We start from the raw sequence: 19,575 nt of genomic DNA, 5'->3' as shown, positions 1-19,575 counted from the left end.
TCGGAGTGTACGACCTGCCGACCGCCGGAAGACAAGACGCCGGAGCACAAGATCTGGAACACCACACCCGGGAGGACCCCATGCCCCTGCCCGCCGAGTTCCACGACATCGCCAAACGCGTGAACAACTGGGGGCGTTGGGGGGAGGCCGACGAGATCGGCACCCTGAATCTCGTCACCGACGACGTCGTGCGCGAGGCCGCCACCGAGGTCCGCACGGGCCGCCGCGTCCCGCTCGCGCTGCCCCTCAAGGAGGACGGCGTCCAGTCGGGCCTGATCCCGGGACGCATCAACCCGTTCCACACGATGGTGCAGATCAACCAGGAGATCTTCGGCCCGGAGACCGTCGCCACCAGCGACGACGCGGTGACGATGGGCCTCCAGGCGGCCACCCACTGGGACGCCCTCACGCACGTATCGCACTCGGGCAAGCTCTACAACGGCCGCCCCGCCGACACCATCACCGCGCACCACGGCGCCCAGTTCAGCGGGATCGACAAGGCGCCGTACATCGTCTCGCGCGGCGTGCTGCTCGACGTAGCGGCGGCGAAGGGGGTCGACCGGCTGCCGGGCGATCACGCGGTCACGCCCGAAGACCTCGACGAGGCGGCCGAGTTCGGGCGGGTGACGGTGCGGGCCGGCGACATCGTGCTCGTACGGACGGGGCAGATCCAGGTGTACCTGGCCGGGGACAAGCACGGCTACGGCTATCCGTCACCGGGCCTTTCGGTGCGTACGCCGGAGTGGTTCCACGCGCGGGACGTGGCGGCCGTCGCGAACGACACCCTGACCTTCGAGATCTTCCCGCCGGAGATCGAGAACCTGTGGCTGCCGGTGCACGCGCTCGACCTGGTCGAGATGGGGATGCTCCAGGGCCAGAACTGGAATCTGGAAACTTTGTCCACAGCCTGTGGAGAGATCGGGAGTTACTCGTTCCTGCTGTCGGCCATGCCGGAGCCCTTCAAGGGCGGGACGGGGACGCCGGTGGCTCCGGTGGCGGTGTTCTGACCGGAAACCCAGCCGGAAACGAAAGGTGGCGCGGCCCCTTCGGGAGGCCGCGCCACTTCGTGTGCGGTCACACCGCCTCGAACGTCACACCGGAGAACGCGCCGCTCGTCGCCGCCGCGCACTGGTCGATCTCGCACCAGATCGCCTTGCCCGCGCCCTCGGCCTGCCAGCCCCAGCGGTCCGCGAGACCGTCGACGAGTTCGAGCCCGCGCCCGTTCGTCTCCTCGCCGTCCGCGTGCCGGGGCGTCGGCGGCCGCGCGCTGGTGTCGACCACCTCCACGCGCACGGTGCCGAGGCAGGCCGCGGGGACGTCGCTGGGCAGCGCCATGCGCAGCACGGCCGGATGGCCCGTGTGCACCACGGCGTTGGTGACCAGTTCGGAGACGATCAGGATCAGCGTCTCCGCCAATGACTCGTCGGCCTCTATCCCCGAACCGGCGAGGCGCGAGCGCGCCCACCTACGGGCCCGCCCCACCTCCGCGGGGTCGGCTCCGACCTCCAGTTGAACCTGAAGCACCTGCACCGCTCACACCATCCGAATCCGGCGGGACCGCTGGCGTTCTGCCTCGCGCCACTTACCGTGCTGTCCAGTGAGAGGGATCACGGAACGTGAACCCCTTGAGACACAGCATGGTTGACGTACAGTCACCCCAACAAGCGCTTCGGGCATATTCCAGCGCGAAGGAGTACGCGTGCGGCATACTGTGCGACGCGCCTCGCCGGCGCTCGAACAGGCGGGTGTGAAACCCCGCCGCGCGCTGCGAGCGGCGCACATCGCGAGCCCCGGAGCCGCCTCGGAGGCAACACCGGCGCCTTGGCCCGGATTCAGCACCACTCGCATCTGCCACAAGGTACCGGAGCCGGAGGCCGACTCCGCGCCGTGACGAGCCCCCCGCAGGACACAACCCGATAACCACGCACCGTCACTGTGCGTGCACCCTTGCTCAGGCCGTCCGCTCCGGGCGCCGCGCGTTCGCTTTCCGGACGCGCGGCGCCTTCGCGAGATCTCGTACGCGGGTCAGAGCGCGGCCGCCAGCACCTCCTCCGCACCCCGCGCGCTGCCGCCCAACTCGGCCCGCAGCCAAGCCCGCTTCAGGTGCAGATGTACGTCTGCCTCCCAGGTGAAGCCCATGCCGCCGTGCACCTGGAGGCTGTCGCGGGCGCCCTGCGTCGCGGCCTCGTCGGCGAGCAGTCGGGCCGCGGCGACCTCCACGGGGTCGCGGGTGACGGCCGCGGCGTACACGGCGGCGCGGGCCAGCTCGACCCGCACGAGCATCTCGGCGCACAGGTGCTTCACCGCCTGGAACGCCCCGATCGGCTGGCCGAACTGCTCACGGTCCCGGGCGTGTTGGACCGCCATGTCGAGCGTTCGCCCGGCCGAGCCGAGCTGTTCGGCGGCGTACAGGAGGGTCGCTTCGAGGGGGACGGGGGCGGGTTCGGGGAGTGCGTGGAGGGGGGTGAGCGGGTCGGCGGAGGCGATCGGGCGGGCGCCCGCCGTGTCGCCGCGCACCACGTCCGCCGCGTCCCGCCACGGCAGCAGCGAGCCGTACGGCGCCGTCACCACCGTCTCGCCGGACGCGGCGCCCTCGACCTCGCCCGCCGCGAGGAACGTCGCCACCAACGGCCCCGGGAGCAGCGCCCGCCCGCACTCCTCGAACACGACGACCGCCTCCGGCAGTCCGAGCCCGACGCCACCCTCGGCCTCCGGGAGGCAGAGCGCGAAAAGCCCTGCCTCGCCCAGCTCGCGCCACAACTCCCGGTCGACGCCGGGCCGGTCGACCGCCGCCCGCAGCGCGTCCCGGTCGAACCGCCCCTCAAGGAGGTCACGCGTCCCGTCCCGCAACGCCCGCTGTTCCTCGGTCAGTTGGAAATGCACGCCTACCTTCCCCCTTTCGAGGACTTCGGCAGTCCGAGGATCCGCTCGGCGACGATGTTGCGCTGGATCTGCGAGGTGCCGGCGGCGATCGTGTACGACAAGGACGACAGCCGGTCGAGCGTCCACTGCTGCCCGATGTCGAGCGCGCCCGCCGCGCCGAGGACCTGCGCCGCGACGTCGTACAGCCGCTGCCGCGCGTGCGAGTACCGCAGCTTGAACACGGACCCGCCCACGCCCGGCACCCCACCCGTGGCCTGCGCCTCGCTCACGTTCCACTGCGTGAGCCGCCACAGCGCGCTGAACTCGGCCGAAAGCAGCGCGAGTTCGCGGCGCAGCACGGCGTCGTCCCAGCGGCCGGTCTTGCGCGCGTGGGCCGCCAGTTCGCCGAGCACGCGCCGACAGGCGACGACCTCGCCGACGAACGCGGTGCCGCGCTCGAACGACAGGGTCACCATGGTCACCCGCCAGCCGTCGTTCTCCGCGCCGACCCGGTTGCCGACGGGCACGCGGACCTCGTCGAGGAACATCTCGGCGAACTCCGTGGACCCGGCGAGCGTGCGCAGCGGCCGCACCGTGATCCCCGGTGCGTCCATCGGCATGGCTAGCCAGGAGATCCCCTTGTGCTTCGCGGCATCGGCATCCGTGCGCACAAGGAGTTCGCACCAGTCGGCGACTTCGGCGTGCGAGGTCCAGATCTTCGAACCGCTCACTACGTAGTCGTCCCCGTCGCGCCACGCGCGCGTGCGCAGGGACGCGAGGTCGGATCCCGCGTCGGGTTCGCTGAACCCCTGGCACCACACCTCGTCCCCGCGCAGGATCGGCGCGAGCCACCGATCCCGCTGCTCGGGGCTGCCCTCCGCGGCGATCGTCGGCCCGGCGTGCAGCAGCCCGACGAAATTCGCGCCTACGTAGGGCGCTCCCGCCTTCTCCGTCTCCTCAAGGAAGATGAGCCGCTTGGTCGGCGAGGCGTCCCAGTGCACGTCCCCGTACCCGGCGTCGTACAGGCGGCGCTGCCACCCCATGTCGTACGTGCGTCTGCCGGGCCAGTCGTCGGGCGAAGGCTTCGGTGGCAGCGTGGGCAGCACGCCGCCCAGCCACTCCCGAAGCCGCGCCCGGAACACTTCTTCCTCGTCCGTGTACGTGAGGTCCATGGACTCCGGGCCCCTACTTGTCGAGGTCGAGATCGAGCATGCGGATGGCGTTGCCGCGCATCAGCTTGTAGATCGTCTCGTCGTCGAGTCCCTTCACGTGGTCGAGGGCGACCTCCTTGGTGTTCGGGAAGGTCGAGTCGACGTGCGGGTAGTCCGTCTCGAACGTCGCGTTGTCCCGGCCGACGGTGTCGAGGGACGCCACTCCGTGCTTGTCGCGGAAGAAGCAGCAGAAGATCTGCCGGTAGTAGTACGAGGACGGGGGCTCGGGGATCAGGTCCCGCACGCCGCCCCACGCCCGGTGCTCCTCCCACACGTCGTCCGCACGCTCAAGGGCGTACGGAATCCACCCCATCTGCCCTTCGCTGTAGGCGAGCTTGAGCCGCGGGTACTTGACCAGCACCCCGCTGAACAGGAAGTCCATCATCGAGGCCATCGCGTTGTTGAAGCTGAGCGAGGCCTGCACGGCGGGCGGCGCGTCCGGGGACGCGGCCGGCATCTGGGAGCTGGAGCCGATGTGCATGTTGACGACGGTCCCGGTCTCCTGGCACACGGCGAAGAACGGGTCCCAGTAGCCGGAGTGGATGGACGGCAGCCCCAGGTGGGTCGGGATCTCGGAGAAGGTCACGGCCTTCACGCCCCGCGCGGCGTTGCGCTTGATCTCCGCGACGGCCAGCTCGACGTCCCACAGCGGGATGATGCACAGCGGGATGAGCCGCCCGCCGCTGTCGCCGCACCACTCCTCGACCATCCAGTCGTTGTAGGCGCGCACGCAGGCGAGCGCGACCTCCTTGTCGTGCGCCTCGGCGAACGTCTGCCCGCAGAAGCGCGGGAACGTCGGGAAGCAGAGGCTGGCCTCGACGTGGTTGAGGTCCATGTCCGCGAGGCGCGCCTTCGGGTCCCAGCACCCGCGCCGCATCTCCGCGCGCGTGATGCCTTCGAGGGTCATGTCGTCGCGGTCGAAGCCGACGGCGGCGATGTTGCGCTTGTACGGGAACTTGAGGTCCTCGTAGATCCACCAGTCGGTGGGCGGACCGTCCGGGTCCATCGTGATCTGGTACTTGCCCGCCACGTAGGCGAGTTCACCGATCCCCTCGGTCAGCGGCTTCGGCCCCTTGTCCCGGTACTTGGCCGGCAGCCAGGTCTCGAAGAGGTGCGGCGGTTCGATCACATGGTCGTCGACGCTGACGATGCGCGGCAGTTCAGTCATGAGCACCCCTGACATCTCGTCATCTGATGGCCCGTCAGATTCCAGGCTATCCCCGCACCCCTGGACCGACAAGGAGCGCGGTCTTACGCTCTCAGCCATATCTGACAACCCGTCAGCTGACGGCGATGGCCGTGACCTCGAAGGGGTACGGAAGATGACCGACACCGCACACGCCCTGGGCGCCTCGCGCACGCTCTGGGACCTGGTGGAACGCCGGGCCGAACTCACCCCCGACCGCCCGGTGTTCCTCCAGGGCGACCGCACCCTCACCTTCGGCGGACTGCGCGACGACGCCGAACGGATCGCGGCGGGCCTGTACGACCTGGGCATCCGCCCCGGCACGGTGGTGGCCTGGCAACTGCCCACCCGCATCGAAACGGCCCTGCTCTCCTTCGCCCTCGCCCGCATCGGCGCGACGCAGTCGCCGATCATCCCCTTCTACCGGGACCGCGAAGTCGGCTTCGCGCTACGGGAGTCGAAGGCCGAGTTCTTCGCGACACCGGGTACGTGGCGCGGCTTCGACCACACGGAAATGGCGCGGCGACTCGGCGCGAAGGGCATCTTCGAGGCGTACGAGGACCTGCCGACCGGCGACCCGTCGACGCTCCCGCCGCCGCCCTCCTCCGGAACCGACGTCCGCTGGATCTACTGGACGTCCGGCACCACCTCCGACCCCAAGGGCGTGCTGCACACGGACCGTTCGCTGATCGCGGGCGGCTCCTGCCTGGCCCACGCCCTGCACCTGTCCGCCTCGGACGTCGGCTCGATGGCCTTCCCGTACGCGCACATAGCGGGCCCCGACTACACGGTGATGCTGCTCCTGTACGGGTTCCCCGCGGCGATGTTCGAGCACTTCGCGATGCCGGACTCCCTCGGCGAGTACCGGCGCCACTCAGTGACCGTCGCGGGCGGCTCGACCGCCTTCTACTCGATGTTCCTGACCGAACAACGCAAGCAGCCGGACGAGAAGTTGATCCCGTCCCTCCGCCTGCTCGCGGGCGGCGGAGCGCCCAAACCGCCGGAGGTCTACCACTCGGTCGTCCGCGAGATGGGCGTCCAACTCACCCACGGATACGGCATGTCCGAAGTCCCCATGATCACGATGGGCGCACCGGACGACACCGCCGACATGCTGGCCACGACGGAGGGCCGCCCTCCCGAGGGCATGGAGATCCGCGTCGTCGACGCCGACGGCAAGCAGGTGCCGCCGGGCGTCGACGGCGCCGTACGACTGCGCGGCGAGGCCGTCTGCCAGGGCTACCTCGACCCGCGCCAGACCGCGGAGGCCTTCGACGAGGACGGCTTCCTCATCACGGGCGACCTCGGCCACGTCCTGCCCTCCGGCCACCTGGTCCTCACCGGCCGCGCCAAGGACGTCATCATCCGCAAGGGCGAGAACATCTCCGCGAAGGAGATCGAGGACCTCCTCCACGAACACCCCTCGGTCCAGGAGGCGGCCGTCATCGGCCTGCCGGACGCGGAACGCGGCGAACGGGTCTGCGCGGTCCTCGAACTGCGCGAGGGCGCCACCGAGTTGACCCTGCCGGCCCTCACGACGTACCTGCGCGAACAGGGCCTGTCCACGTTCAAGCTGCCGGAACAATTGGAGGTGATGGACGCGTTGCCGCGCAACGAAACGCTCCGCAAGGTCCTCAAGTACCAACTGCGGGACCGCTTCAGCCAATCAAGCCCCTCCGGCGCTTGAGGAGCGGGGTCCGGGGCAGCGCCCCGGGGCCGCAACGCCGGGTGGGCGCAATGACGGTGTCGCTATTCCGGAACGGTGAAGTAGCGCGCGAAGGCACGGACCGCGACGTCCTCCGAGATACGCCCCGCGTCATCCGCGTCCAGCGCCGCAACCGCCGCCCGCGCCACCTCCGCCTCGACACCGACCACCCTCAGAACACGCTGCGCGGTGTCGGGGCTCACCCCGACCCCCTCCGCGTCGGCCACCGCCATCGCCCCCCGCAGAAACGGCCGGGCGATCTCGGCAAACCGATCCGGATTGTCCCGCAACCGCTTCACGGCCCCGGTGACGAACTCCTCACGGGTCACCCGCTGGTCCCCGTCGACGTCCGCGATCCCGGCCATGCCCTGCCAGAACGCCTCGGCCCCGGCGAACAACGCCTGCCCCCGCCCGGACCGCGCCGTGACGCCGAACTCGGTGAGCAGCGCCTTCGCGGCGACGTAGAAGTCCTCGCGGTCGATGTATCCGTTGCCGTCCTGGTCGAAGCCGGCGAACCGGGCCGCGATCCTCCGCTCGTCCATGCTCATGGGCCGCCTCTCGGGTCGTTGGGTGGTACGCATCGGAGCGTACGACGGTGCCGTGCGCGCACGCCCCGAACTGCGGCGATTGTGTCAAGGTCGGTGAAGAACCGGTACACCGGTGTGGATCTCCGCCCGGCCGGATCCACCGGGTCCGGCAACTCCGCCCACGGCGGCCGGACCCGGGTCTACGCTGTCCGGGCGGCGACGACTCGGGGGTGTCGATGACGGAACAGGCACAGCCACCACAGCGGAGGCCCGGTCCGCGGTCCGCCGCGGTGCGGATCGAGACCGTCGACACCGATGCCCGGGGCACCCGCCAGATCAGCAGCCGTACGAGACGTTCGGCACCGCTCGCCGACCGCGCCGACGAGGTCCAGGACGCCATCCGGCAGGCGACGGTGCTCGCCCAGGACTCGCTGGCCCAGGTGCCCGAGCGGCACGGCTGGGCGGTGAGCAGTGTGCAGGTCACCTTCGGTCTGACCCTCGCGGCGGAGGCGGGCGTCATCCTGTCGAAGGCATCGGCGGAGGCGTCGCTGGAAGTGACCCTCACCGTGGACAGGACCGAACCCTCCGACCCCTCCGCCCCCTCCGCCCCGTCCGCCCCGTCCGATCGGGCCGAAGGACAGGCATGAGCACGGCGGCGTACTGGGTGCACATCGACGAGGACGGTCTGCACCTGGGAGCCGGAGTCCTCGTCACCCGCACCTTCGTGCTGACCGCGCTGCACTGCCTGGCCCCCTCCTCCGGCCCAGACGCGACCCTCGGCCTGCGCCTCCCCGACGGGCGGCGGCTGCGGGGACGGGTGTGCGACCGGATCACGGACGTGGACCTCGCGCTGATCGCGGTCCAGGACGCGCACGCCCACGACCTTCCGCCCGCGCCGCCCACCGACCGTCCGCGGGCGGATGTCGCGTGGCGCGGCAGCTACCGGCCGCCGCGGGAGAAGACGCTGCTCAGCGGCTGGGTCACCCACGCGCCGACGGTGCACCGCAGCGACGCGGACGGCGAGTTCACCGGGCTCCAGCTGACCGTGGACCAGCTGGTCCACGACTTCGCCGGGTACTCCGGGAGCCCGGTCGACGTCGCCGCCGAGGAGAGCGGCCACGGCGAGGAGAGCGGCGCCGACGGAGAGGGCGGGCGCGCGCTGGTCGGCCTCCTCATGGAGCAGGAGCTCAGCCGCGCGGACGGCAGCCCGGACACCAACGTGGCGTACGCGGCCTCACTCCTGGACGCCATGGAGCGGTTCCCGTACTTCGACCTGCCGCACCTGCGCGACGCGGCGAACGGCAAACCGGTGGTCCTGCCCGGCCCCCGGCCCCCGGCGGACGTGGCCCGCCCGACCTCGCGGGGCCAGGGGGTCGACGGCTTCCTGCGTCGGCTGCGGCAGTTGCTGGAGGACGACCTGATCACGCCGGAGGACGCGGCCGCACGCCGCGACCGGGCCCTCGACACCCTGGAGGAACAGTTCCTGCGGGGTTCCGATGACTGAGGACACCGATGGCTGAGGACACCCATGGCTGAGGGGACGGCCCTCGGGTGGCCCGAGCGGATCGCCGCCGCCGAGCGCGCGGTGCGCGGCGGGCCCGGCGCGCGGACCCCGCTGCGCACTGTTGTCGCCGCCCTCCCGGAGGACCCCGAACTCCTCGAATCCCCCGCCGATGCCCGCCAGTTCGCGTACTTCGTCGCGATACTGCGCGACCTCGAACTGACCGCCGAGCTCGACGCGGCGCTGGAGGTGGCCGCGTCCTGGACCGAATCGTCACGGGTCCCGGCGCCACAGCGGTGCGCGGTGCACAACCGGCTCGCCGCCGTGTTCATCGACGCGGGCGGTACCCATCTGGAGTCGGCGCTGACCGCGCTGACGGAGGCACTGAGGGTGGCGCGCGACGGAATCGAGGTGGCCCGCACCAACGCCAACCTCGCCGTGTGCGCGGCCGAGTTGGGGAAGTGGCCGCTCGCCGGGCAACATGCCCAGCGCGGCGTCCGACTGAGTCGTAGGGTGCAGGACCCCGGGCCGCGCCTCGAACTACTGCTGCGCGCCACGTCCGTCCTCTTCCTCGCCCACGCCCGCGAGGACGACCACGAGTCCACTCGCCGCCTCGCCCTCGGCCTGGAAGAGCTGTGCGAGCAGCAGATCGACCGCTGGGGCGAGAACCATCCGCGCGCCCTGGAGCCGCTGGCCGTGCTGGCCTCGACCCGGCACCATGTGGCATCGCTCGACGGGGACTTGGCGGGCATGGAGCGGCTCACCGACGTGCTCGCGGTGGCGGCGCAGCGGGCGTCGACCACGCTGGGCCGAAGCCACCCACAGGCGAAGGCGGTGCGGTCGAGCCTGACGCGCGCCCACGCGGCCACCCGCCGGGCACGCGCGGCCGCGACCCGAGCGGCACCACCGCCCGTCCCGGAACATCCCGTCCCGAAACAGCCCGCCCCGAAACAGCCCGCCCCGAGACAACACATCCCACGACCGCACCACGCCCCCGACCCCCTCATCCTCGAACTGCTGGTGCACGGCATCGACGGCGCCACCCCCGAGCGCATGCTGGGCGACCCGAGCGTCGTGCAGACAGGCGGCGACGACACCGCCGGGCTGTACCGCAGAGACGCCGACGTGGACGCGGAGTCCCGCCCGGAGGACTACGCCGGCCGCCCCGTCCCCGAGGCGTACGGCTGGGCCCGCCTCGCTCCCGGGAACCCGGGCCGCGTGCTGTGGTTCCTGCTGCTGCCGTTCATGGCCGTCAACCTGGCGCACTGGATGCGCCCGCCCGTCCGGTTCGGGTCCCGGACGGTGCGGGCGCACGGCCTGCTCGTCCGGCTGGCCGCGCTCAGCCTCACCGTCATGGTGGTGGCGGCGGTGTGCGCCCTGTCCATGGACCTGATCGCCTGGCAGTGCGCGGGTACCCCCGCCTGCGCCGAGGGGCAGCGCCTGTGGCTGGAGTACGTCTCGGTGTCGCCCGACGGCCCCACGTGGTGGGGTCAGCCGGGTCGCAGGCTCGCCCTGGGAGCGCTGGCGCCCTGCGGGTTCATCTACCTGCTGTGGCTGCTGTCGCGGCAGACCTGGGAGGCGTACGAGTCCCAGCGGCCGCCCGTGCCGGAGACCGCGTACGAGGTCGATGCCCCCGACCGGCCCGCGCTGGCCCGCCCCGGGTTCTGGTACGGGCGGCGCCTGGTGTCCCGGCTGACCGCGATGCACACGGCGGCCGGACTGCTGGTCGTGGCCCTGATGCTGTGCGTCGCCCCGCTGGGCTTCGACCGGGGGCCCGGCGGTCCGGACGCGCTGCTGCTGTTCGGCGTGCTCCTCACGACCGCGTCCGGCGGGGGCATGAGCGTCGTGGTCTACGTCGTCTGCCGCCGCGCCCGTTCGGAGAACCGCATCGATCAACGGCTCGACGCGGCGCTCGTACGGGCCGTCCCCCTCGCGGCCATCGCGCTGGTTCTTCTCGCCGCCGGCTACGCGGGGTGGTCACGCCCGGGTTGGGTCTCCGCCGGACGGCTGCCCGGCAGCGAGGTCTTCTCTTCCCTGGGGCAATTGGTCCAGGGCCTGATCGTGGTCGCGCTCGCCCTGACCGGCCGGTTGCTGCGTCGCCGCACGCCGGGTCCGCGCACACCGCTGGCGGGCCTCGCCCCGGCCGCCGTCGTCATGCTGGCCTGCTTCCTCTACAACATGCTCGCCGGGGGCGCCGCCCAGGGGCTCTCGGACTGGCTGACCGGCTACCGCAAGGACAGCACCATCCCGGGGCCCACTGCGGTGGCGACCTGGCAGATGACCGCCATCCCCCTGCTGCTCGGCGTCGTACTCCTACTCACCCTCTTCGCGGCGACCCAACTGCGCCTGACGACACGGAGGTTGATTCCCCTGGTGCGGGAGGAGCACTGGGACGCGGCCCCGGACGCGCTGCGCGAGCGACGCATCGCGGGCGCCATGGCCCGCGCCCGGCTCCCCGACTCCGTCCCCGCCCTGGTGGCCGTACTGGCCGTGGCCGTCGCGCTGTTGACCTCGGTCTCCCTGGTCGGCGCCTACGCCACGGGGGTCTCACCGAGCCGGGCCGCGGCCGACATGTCCGCTCTGCTCGAAGGGATCGCATCGGGCGCGCAGACCAGCGGCTCCCTGCTGATCGCGGGCGGCGTCCTGCTCTTCCTCAACTCGGGCCGCAGGGCCTCGCACAACGAGAACTCGCGCGGGCTGCTGCGCGTCCTGTGGGACCTGGGCACGTTCTGGCCGCGGGCGGCCCATCCGTTCGCCCGGCTCTCCTACTCGGAGCGGGCGGTGCCCGACCTCGCCTGGCGGATGGCGGCGTGGAGCGAGGAACAGGGCGGCCGGATCCTGGTCTCGGCGCACTCACAGGGCAGCGTGCTCGCGGTCGCGGCCCTGTGGCAGCTGAGCCCGGCACAGCGCAGACACGTCCAACTGCTCACCTACGGATCGCCGTTGGACCGCCTGCACGGCCGCCTGTTCCCCGCCTACTTCGGGCCGCAGGCACTCGCCGCCCTGCACCGCGAAGTGGGCGGCTGGCGGAACCTGTGGCGCGACACCGACCCCATCGGCGGCCCCATCCGCCTCACCGGCGACGACGGCCCCCTGGTCGACCGCCGGCTGAAGGACCCGCTCACCTACGACCGCACGACCACCCACCCCCTGCCCACCCCGATCCGGGCCCACTTCGACTACCCGGCCGACCCGACCTTCGCCGAGGAGCGTGCCCGCCTGCTGGCATGGGCGCGGCCCCAACTCCCGGCCGCACCCCGCCCGTCCCTCACCGAAGGGTGAGCATCGCCTGGGACGACCTGGCGTTCTGAGCCGGTGGGCGGGACCTTCGTCGCGCTACGAGCGCTACGAGCGCTACGCGGACTACGCGGACATCGGCGCCGCGTCGTCGTCCACCGCGGAGGCCACGTCCGGGTAGACGTCGAAGAGCCGACGCACGCCGAGGGCGCCGAGCACGCGGTTCACGTGGGAGCCGTCGACCGCGCCCTGGGCCGGCAGGATCAGCCGCAGCCGGCCCTGGCAGGAGCGCATCAGACGGCGGGACGCGATCAGCACGCCGACCCCGCTGGAATCGCAGAACAGCACGTCGGAGAGGTCGAGCACGACGCTGCGGCGGCCGTCCGCCACCGCCTCGTGCACCTGCTGGCGCAGCGCCGGGGACGTCACCAGGTCCATCTCGCCCGACACGCACACGACGGCCCAGTCGCCCTGCCCTGACTCGGTCACCTTGAGCGCCACGCGCCACGCCTCTCGTTCGGGAATATCGACTATCCGGAATCTGTCCCTACGTTTCTTCTGCGCGGCTGCCCTGCCGCACCGGGATGAAACACTCCCGCAGACCTATCACATATGGCCTGGTTAAGCCCTGGCCGGTCACATGTGAACCAAATCGCTCGCCAGCTTTCGCCCTTTTCGTAATGCCTCGCCGGATGGTCTTTATCACCCACTGCCTTCAGGGGGCGCACAATGCGGCAAAGGGGAGTGCGTTGTCGGTGGCGAAGGCTACATTCGAGGAGAAGGCAAGTAGTTCGGGCAGTCGGTGAGGGGGCCCCATGCCCAAGGACACCCCGTCCCGCTGGGACCGCAGGATGCAGCAGCGCCTGGCCCACGGGGAGGCGGCGGCGCTCGGCGAGCTCTACGACCGGTTCGCCTCGCTCGTGCACGGCCTGGCACACCGCGTGCTCGACGACGAGACCGCGGCCGATCAGATCACCCGCGACGTCTTCACCCAGATCTGGGAGAACCCCGAGGCGTACGACCCCAAGCAGGGCCCACTGCGCTCCTTCATCGCCACCCTCACGCACCGGCACGCGGTGCAGCGCCTGCGCCAGACCGAGTCCGCCGCCCTCGTGCGCACCGGCCTCGGCACCACCGAGGACCTGGAGCGCAAGGTGCGCCGCGCCTCCGCGGCGGCCCGCGCCGACTACATCGTGACGTCGATGCCCGCCCCGCTGCGCGAAGCCCTCGACCTCGCGTACTTCCAGCGCCGCGACTACCGCCAGACCGCCGCCGACCTCGGCGTTACCGAGGACGAGGCCCGCCGCAGGCTCCGCCTCGGCCTGCAACTCCTGTCGACGGCCCACGACGCGGGGCCGCCTCCCGGCCGCAGCTACGGGAGGCCGGCGTGAGCGCGGCGAACGGCCCGGACCGGTTCGGCCCGTACGAGGAGGAGCCCGAGGACACCGGAAGGAACGACGGAGCCGGACAGCACGACGGAACCGCAAGGAACGACGGAACCGCAAGGAACGACGGAACCGGAAGGAACGACGGCGCCGGAAGCGCCGGCGAGGCCGACCGGGCCTGGATACCGACCCCCCGCTCCTCCGTGGAGGACACCGGACGGCCGCTCCCCGACGTCCCGCTGCCCGAACCCCTCGCCCTCGAACACCCCGTCCTCAAGTCGCTGCTCGGCGCGTGGGCGCTGGCCGCCTGCTCGCCCGAGGAGGCCGCCGCCGTCGAGGACCACCTCGGCGTCTGCGGCACCTGCGCCGAGGAGGCGCTGCGGCTGCGCGACGCCGTCGGACTGCTGCACGCCGAGGAGAGCCTCGACCTCGACCCGATGCTGCGCTCCCGCGTCCTGGAGGGCTGCCTCACCCGGCGCCCCGCCCGCATCCCCGTGCCCGGCTGGGCCACTCCGTACGACGCGGAGACCGCCCGGCTCGACGCGCTGCTCCAGGACATCGGCGACGGCGAATGGCACGCGCCGGTGCGGCTGCGCTGGTACGAGGGGGTGGAGCAGGTCGGCAGGAAGACCACGGTCGCCGGGGTGATCTCCCACCTCACCAGCGTCGACGGGATCGTCGGCCGGGCCCTCGGCCTGGAGGACCCTTCTCCGAGCACTCAACTGCGTTCGAGCAGGGGAGACCCCATTGGCTCCCCTGCCCCCGTCGGGCTCGGGCCCGCCGCGCGCACCGAGGCGCATTGGAAGGCGTCCTACTTCCCGCCCACGCGCGCGGTGCGGGCGCCCTGGCGCGAGCAGTCGCACGCCGTCATCCGCACCGTGTCCTTCGCGGGCTCCGACGAGGGCGGGGCGGGCGGCTCCGGCCAACTCCCCGTCTCGTACGGCACGTTCGAGCTTCCGCTGCGCGACGCCATGATCGACCGGGCCTTCGAGTGCTGGATCCACGCCGGTGACATCGCCGACGCGGTCGACTACCCGTACGAGCCGCCGGCCCCGCGCCACCTCAACCGGATGATCGACCTCGCCGCGCGACTCCTGCCGGGCTCCCTCGCCGCGCGCCGCCGGAGCGGGCTCGCGGGGCCCGCGCACGAGCTGGTCACGGCCGGGCGGCCCGGCCGCAGCCTGCGCCTCGAAGTCGAAGGGGCGGGTGGCGGCGAGTGGCTGATCGCCCTCGACTCCCCCGCGGCGGTGGGCTCCGCCGACCGGGAGGTGGCTCACGTGGCCCTCGACGGCGTGGAATTCTGCCGCCTCGCGGCCGGCCACATACCTCCGGAGGAAGCGGCCGCCGGCCAGGTCGGCGACCGGGAGGCCATCCGCGACGTCCTGTCCGCGACGGCTGCGCTGAGCCGTATGTAGCGGCCTGCCTTGTAAGCCCCTGGGCTTGACTACGCGAAGACGACCGTGCGGTGGCCGTTGCGGAGGATGCGGCGTTCCGCGTGCCACTTGACGGCCCGCGCCAGCGCCTGGCACTCCACGTCACGGCCGATCGCCACCAACTGGTCGGGCGTGACGTCGTGCCCGACCCGCTCGACCTCCTGCTCGATGATCGGCCCCTCGTCGAGGTCGGCCGTCACGTAATGCGCGGTCGCACCGATCAACTTCACGCCACGCGCATGCGCCTGGTGATACGGCTTCGCACCCTTGAAGCTCGGCAGGAACGAGTGGTGGATGTTGATGATCCGCCCGCTCAGCTGCTTGCACAGGTCGTCGGAGAGCACCTGCATGTACCGGGCGAGCACGACGAGCTCGACGCCCTCCGCCCGCACCAGATCGAGCACCTGCTGCTCGGCCTGCGCCTTCGTGTCCTTCGTCACCGGAATGTGGTGGAAGGGAATGTCGTACGAGGCGACCAGCTCGGCGAAGTCCGTGTGGTTGGAGACGACCGCCGCGATGTCGACGGGCAGCGCGCCGATCCGCGCCCTGAACAGCAGGTCGTTCAGGCAGTGGCCGAACTTGCTGACCATCAGGACGACCTTCATCCGGTCCGAGGCCCGGTGGATCTGCCAGTCCATCTCAAAGGAGTCACCGATCGCGGCGAAGCTGGCCCGCAGCTTCTCCACGGAGACCGGGGCGTCCGCGCTGAAGTGGACGCGCATGAAGAACAGTCCGGTGTCGTGGTCCCCGAACTGCTGACTGTCCTCGATGTTGCAGCCGGTCATGAAGAGATAGCTCGACACGGCGTGCACGATGCCCTGCTTGTCGGGGCAGGAGAGGGTGAGGACGTACTGCTCGGGGCCGGATGCGGACTGCGCGTTCATGGGGCCAAGGGTAATGGCCACGCGGACGGCGCTACGCCGCCCTCGTCATGATCCGCAGCACCTCGAGGGTCTGCGGCACGGTCTCCGGGTCGTCGCCGTCGCTCGTGGCGAGCCTCACATGGGCGTCACGGGCCGCGCGGACGGCTTCCGGCCAGCCCTCGTGGTCGAGGTACGCGGCGACCGGGGCGTCCGGGCCCACCTGGTGCATGATCCGCAGCACCCGCAGCACGGCGGAGTCGACGAGGGCCGCCTCCTGGGAGTCCCGGAAGATCGTGCCGACGTATTTCTCGGCGGACCAGTTGTCCAGCCAGGTGTCCTCGACGAGGCGGTACACGGCGTCGGTCACGTCCCCGTACCCGTCCACGCCTGCCTGCCAGACGTCCCGCTGGAACGACGGGTCGGAGAGCATGTGCAGCGCGGAACGCACGTTGCTGCGCCAGCGCCACCACGGCATGTCGTTGAGTGGCATGCCGCCCATCTTCGTGGAGCGACGGCCGCGGCGGGAAGACTTGTCCGAGGTTTGCACGGTCATCGATCGTACGTCCCGGCCACTCGGGCCCCTCAGGACCCCCGCAATTCACCTCATCGTCACCACGCGTTGACCACGGGTCACAGAGCCGTTGGCGGCGTGGCGGAATCGTGCGGGCACATGACCGGCAGGCGCCCCAGCACCACCCGTAACCGCACCATCCCCCGCAGCCACACACGCACCGCGGCCGTCCTCCTCGGCGCCGCCCTGGTCGCCGGGTGCGGGCTCGTCCCGGGCGACGCCAAGGGCAGTGACGGGGAGCCGGTGACGGTGATGACCTGGGCCCCCGAGCAGACCCGCGCGACGAACATGCCCGGAATGCCGGCGATGGCGCGGGCGTACGCGCGCTGGATCAACTCCCACGGCGGCATCGGCGGCCGCCCCCTGCGGGTCCTCACCTGCAACGACCACAACGACAGCGTGGACGCCGCGAAGTGCGCCCGGTCCGCCGTCGACCAGCACGCCGTCGCGGTCGTCGGCTCGTACAGCCAGCACTCGAACGCGTTCCTGCCCCCGCTGGAATCCGCCGGCATCCCCTACATAGGCGGCTACGGCGCCACCGAGGCGGAGTTCGCCAGCCCGCTGTCGTACCCGGTCAACGGCGGCCAGCCCGCCCTCCTCGCGGGCAACGGCCAACAGCTGTCCGAGAGTTGCGCCCGCACCGTCCTCGTCCGCCCCGACTCCGTCGCAGGCGACCAGCTCGCGCCGCTCCTCGACGCAGGACTCGCGCTTCGCGACCGCCCCGCCGCCGTCGACCTGCTCACCGCCGAAGACGCCACCGACTACGCCGACCAGGCCCGCCGCGCCCTCGACACCGCGAGCCGCGCCCCGCACGGCGAGGGCTGCGTCGTGGCCGTGCTCGGGGAGCGTACGAACACGTTCTTCGACTCGTTCCGGCGGCTGCGCGAGGACTACCCCGGGGTGCGCACCGCCACCGTCCTCGGCAGCCTCGACCAGACCGTCGTCAACCGCACCGGCGGCGAGCGGAGCCCGTACGAAGGCGCGTACGTCACCGGCTGGTACCCGGCGTCGGACGACCCGCGCTGGGAGCCGATGAACCGGGCGATCAACGAGCAGGCCTTCGGCGACAACCGGATCGACCCGACGGACGCGGGCGTGCAGACCACCTGGATCGCGTACGAGGTGCTGCGCCAGGTCGTCGAGTCGCTCGGCGACCGCGAGGTCACCTCGGGCACCGTGCGCACCGCCCTCGACCACGACCTCCAGGTCACGACGGGCGGGCTCACGCCGCCGCTGCGCTGGGGCTACGAACGCATGTCGGCGGCCGGCGACTTCCCGCGCCTGGTCAACGCGCGGGTCACGTTCCAGAAGGTCGTCTCCGGCCGCCTCAAGGCGACCAGGAAGACCTCGGTGGACGTGACGGACACGCTCACCAAGGTCCCGTAGCCGTCCGGGGCGCCGGTCAGCTCACAGCTGGACGGCCGAGCGCTCGGTCAGCCCGTACTTGCCCGCGATCCGGTTCCACAGCTTCGACGCCTGCTGCTTCTGCTTGGACGCCGTGCCGCTCGCCGCGTCGCCCGCCCGGCGCTCGTTCGTCGCCTTGGCGTGCCCCTTCTTGCACAGGGCGCCCTTCTTCGCGGCGACCTGGTCGCCCCACTTCGCGTAGTGGTCGTCCGCCGAAGCGGAGGCCTTCCAGGCGCTGGTGAGGGCGGCGGTGAGGGCGGCGTGGTCGGGCAGCTGGTCCACCTGGAGCGTGCCGAGGCGCGTCACGAGGTTGTTGCGCTGCTGCGCCGCGCTGCGCAGGTCCTTCGACGCCTGCGGCAGCGCCTTGCAGCCGCCGATGTTCGCGACCGAACGCACCACGGCGGAGCGGCTGTTGTTGGAGTCGCCGAGCAGCTTGTCGAGCTCGACGGCCTGCGCCTTGGCCGGGTCGGCGGAGGGCGAGGGGGACTCGGAGGCGGGCGCCGAGTTCGACACGTTCTTCGTCGCGTCGGTCTTCTTGTCGTCGTCGCCGCCACTGCTGCTGATCAGGGCGCCCGCGCCGACACCCACGACGAGGATGGCCACACCGATCCCCGCGATCAGCGGCACCTTGGAGCCGGTGCGGGCCTTGCCGCGCGGGGGCTCGGGCTCGTACCCGTACTGCTGCGGGGGCGGCACCATGCTGGGGCCCGCGGGCGCGTGCGGGTTGATGCGCGGCATCTGCTGGGTCGCCCCGGCGCCGCCCTCCGGCTCCGTACGGAACAGGGCGTCGAACTCGGCCGGCGGCTGCCGGTCACCGGGCTCCCCGGGACGCACGCCGTAGCCCTGCTGCTGCTCGGGCACGGGGGGCTGTCCCGGCATCGGCTGACCGGGCATCGGCTGCCCACCCGGCATGGCCTGCTGGCCGGGAACCGGCGGGATGTACTGCGTGGCCTGGCTGTCGGGAGAGGCCCCGTAGCCGGCCGACGGCGCCGCCGCGTCGGGCAGCGGCTGCGCGCGCCCCAGGAACTGCGTGGCGTCCGGGGCCGGGGCCTCCGGAGGCAGCGCGGAACCGGCCGCGTACGGGGGCTGGGGCTGGGCCGCCTGCTGCTGCGCGGCCGGCGATATGTACTGCGTGGCGTCCCCGTCGAAGGGGCCCGCCGCGGGCGGCGCGGCGGGCGGCAGCGGCCCCGCCTCAGCGTGCTGGCGCGGCAGCGCCTGCGTGGGCGGCTGCGGCGGCAGGGCGCCGGGCGCCTGCGGCGGCGCGGGCGGCATCGACGCGGCCCCCTGCGGCGGCTGCGGCGCTCCGGCCTGCGGCTGACCCCACTCGTACGTAGGCGTGGACCCGGCGTACCCGTCGTACGCGGCCGTGGACCCGTCGTACGTCGGCATGGGCCCGGCGTTGTGCGCCTGCTGGGACTCGGGCCCCCAGGGCTGGCCCCACGGGCTCGCGCCCGCCGGCCCCGCCTGGTCGCCGAACGTGCCCGGCAACAGGGGCTCACCGCCGTCGGCGGGCAGCACGACACCCTCGTGCGCCTGCCGCGCCTGCGGAAGGTGCGGGCCTTCGCCCTGCCCGCTCTGTCCGCTCTGCTCCGTCACCGTAAGACTCCTACGTAGGGGGGTCGGAATCGTCGGCTCACGCTACCGGGTCTTCGCACGCCCTTGCTACGCACCTCAAATCCCGGATTCCTCC

The 19,575-nt window shown here is 72.0% G+C and carries 17 protein-coding genes; 8 read left to right on the top strand and 9 right to left on the bottom strand.

The features are described 5' to 3' along the window. Positions 1–80: 80 nt before the first annotated feature. Positions 81–1,007, top strand: a complete 927-nt coding sequence (locus tag RBJ65_RS01390; protein ID WP_306321210.1) for a cyclase family protein — start codon at positions 81–83, stop codon at positions 1,005–1,007. 67 nt (positions 1,008–1,074) lie between these two features. On the opposite strand, the gene RBJ65_RS01385 is transcribed toward RBJ65_RS01390, so the two are convergent. From RBJ65_RS01385 to RBJ65_RS01370, 4 genes are all read right to left on the bottom strand, one after another. Then, entirely contained in the window at positions 1,075–1,530 is a 456-nt protein-coding gene (locus RBJ65_RS01385; RefSeq protein ID WP_306321211.1) for an ATP-binding protein, read from the bottom strand. A 495-nt stretch (positions 1,531–2,025) separates the two neighbouring features. After that, on the bottom strand, positions 2,026–2,883 hold the full coding sequence (locus tag RBJ65_RS01380; RefSeq protein WP_306321212.1) for an acyl-CoA dehydrogenase family protein: 858 nt from the start codon (positions 2,881–2,883) through the stop codon (positions 2,026–2,028). Between the two features lie 2 nt (positions 2,884–2,885). Further along, a complete protein-coding gene (locus tag RBJ65_RS01375; protein ID WP_306321213.1) occupies positions 2,886–4,034 on the bottom strand; it encodes an acyl-CoA dehydrogenase family protein in 1,149 nt (382 codons plus the stop codon). Positions 4,035–4,047: 13 nt separating this feature from the next. After that, positions 4,048–5,241 (bottom strand): amidohydrolase family protein, encoded by a 1,194-nt coding sequence (locus tag RBJ65_RS01370; protein WP_306321214.1) that lies wholly within the window; start codon positions 5,239–5,241, stop codon positions 4,048–4,050. Positions 5,242–5,395: 154 nt separating this feature from the next. On the opposite strand from RBJ65_RS01370, the gene RBJ65_RS01365 reads away from it, so the two are divergent. Then, the gene (locus RBJ65_RS01365) at positions 5,396–6,946 is read left to right on the top strand and encodes a class I adenylate-forming enzyme family protein (protein ID WP_306321215.1); all 1,551 of its coding nucleotides are present in this window, start codon (positions 5,396–5,398) and stop codon (positions 6,944–6,946) included. Between the two features lie 62 nt (positions 6,947–7,008). Here the strand turns inward: RBJ65_RS01365 and RBJ65_RS01360 are convergent, their stop codons facing one another. Then, positions 7,009–7,506 carry an EF-hand domain-containing protein gene (locus RBJ65_RS01360; RefSeq protein ID WP_306321237.1) on the bottom strand — a complete coding sequence of 166 codons (498 nt, stop codon included), beginning with the start codon at positions 7,504–7,506 and terminating at the stop codon, positions 7,009–7,011. 221 nt (positions 7,507–7,727) lie between these two features. Between RBJ65_RS01360 and RBJ65_RS01355 the strand changes: the two genes are divergently transcribed. Genes RBJ65_RS01355 through RBJ65_RS01345 form a run of 3 tightly spaced genes read left to right on the top strand, consistent with a single transcriptional unit; the run spans position 7,728 to position 12,274 of the window. Further along, positions 7,728–8,138 (top strand): CU044_2847 family protein, encoded by a 411-nt coding sequence (locus tag RBJ65_RS01355; protein WP_306321216.1) that lies wholly within the window; start codon positions 7,728–7,730, stop codon positions 8,136–8,138. Further along, positions 8,135–8,995, top strand: coding sequence for a serine protease (locus RBJ65_RS01350; protein ID WP_306321217.1), 861 nt, complete (start codon positions 8,135–8,137; stop codon positions 8,993–8,995). The genes RBJ65_RS01355 and RBJ65_RS01350 overlap by 4 nt, the downstream gene beginning before the upstream one ends. A 24-nt stretch (positions 8,996–9,019) precedes the next feature. Further along, positions 9,020–12,274, top strand: coding sequence for a hypothetical protein (locus tag RBJ65_RS01345; RefSeq protein ID WP_306321218.1), 3,255 nt, complete (start codon positions 9,020–9,022; stop codon positions 12,272–12,274). Positions 12,275–12,355: 81 nt separating this feature from the next. On the opposite strand, the gene RBJ65_RS01340 is transcribed toward RBJ65_RS01345, so the two are convergent. After that, on the bottom strand, positions 12,356–12,730 hold the full coding sequence (locus RBJ65_RS01340) for an STAS domain-containing protein (RefSeq protein ID WP_306321219.1): 375 nt from the start codon (positions 12,728–12,730) through the stop codon (positions 12,356–12,358). Positions 12,731–13,044: 314 nt separating this feature from the next. Here RBJ65_RS01340 and RBJ65_RS01335 point away from each other — a divergent pair, with 314 nt between their 5' ends. Beyond that, positions 13,045–13,620: a sigma-70 family RNA polymerase sigma factor gene (locus tag RBJ65_RS01335; RefSeq protein WP_306321220.1), complete on the top strand. Its 576-nt coding sequence runs from the start codon at positions 13,045–13,047 to the stop codon at positions 13,618–13,620. Further along, on the top strand, positions 13,617–15,029 hold the full coding sequence (locus tag RBJ65_RS01330; protein WP_306321221.1) for a zf-HC2 domain-containing protein: 1,413 nt from the start codon (positions 13,617–13,619) through the stop codon (positions 15,027–15,029). Before RBJ65_RS01335 ends, RBJ65_RS01330 begins: the two co-directional genes overlap by 4 nt. Positions 15,030–15,058: 29 nt before the next feature. Here RBJ65_RS01330 and purU read toward each other — a convergent pair whose 3' ends face one another. Further along, positions 15,059–15,931 (bottom strand): formyltetrahydrofolate deformylase, encoded by an 873-nt coding sequence (gene purU / locus RBJ65_RS01325; RefSeq protein WP_306321222.1) that lies wholly within the window; start codon positions 15,929–15,931, stop codon positions 15,059–15,061. Positions 15,932–15,962: 31 nt separating this feature from the next. Next, on the bottom strand, positions 15,963–16,463 hold the full coding sequence (locus RBJ65_RS01320; RefSeq protein WP_306321223.1) for a hypothetical protein: 501 nt from the start codon (positions 16,461–16,463) through the stop codon (positions 15,963–15,965). A 117-nt stretch (positions 16,464–16,580) separates the two neighbouring features. On the opposite strand from RBJ65_RS01320, the gene RBJ65_RS01315 reads away from it, so the two are divergent. Beyond that, positions 16,581–17,867: an ABC transporter substrate-binding protein gene (locus RBJ65_RS01315; protein WP_306321224.1), complete on the top strand. Its 1,287-nt coding sequence runs from the start codon at positions 16,581–16,583 to the stop codon at positions 17,865–17,867. A gap of 21 nt (positions 17,868–17,888) precedes the next feature. Here RBJ65_RS01315 and RBJ65_RS01310 read toward each other — a convergent pair whose 3' ends face one another. After that, positions 17,889–19,481, bottom strand: coding sequence for a hypothetical protein (locus tag RBJ65_RS01310; RefSeq protein ID WP_306332105.1), 1,593 nt, complete (start codon positions 19,479–19,481; stop codon positions 17,889–17,891). Positions 19,482–19,575: the final 94 nt, after the last annotated feature.

Origin of the sequence: Streptomyces sp. KL109B, from assembly GCF_030766935.1 — a bacterium.
Taxonomy (GTDB): domain Bacteria; phylum Actinomycetota; class Actinomycetes; order Streptomycetales; family Streptomycetaceae; genus Streptomyces.
Note: the sequence above shows the minus strand (reverse complement) of the source record. Positions and strands in the feature narration are given on the sequence as shown.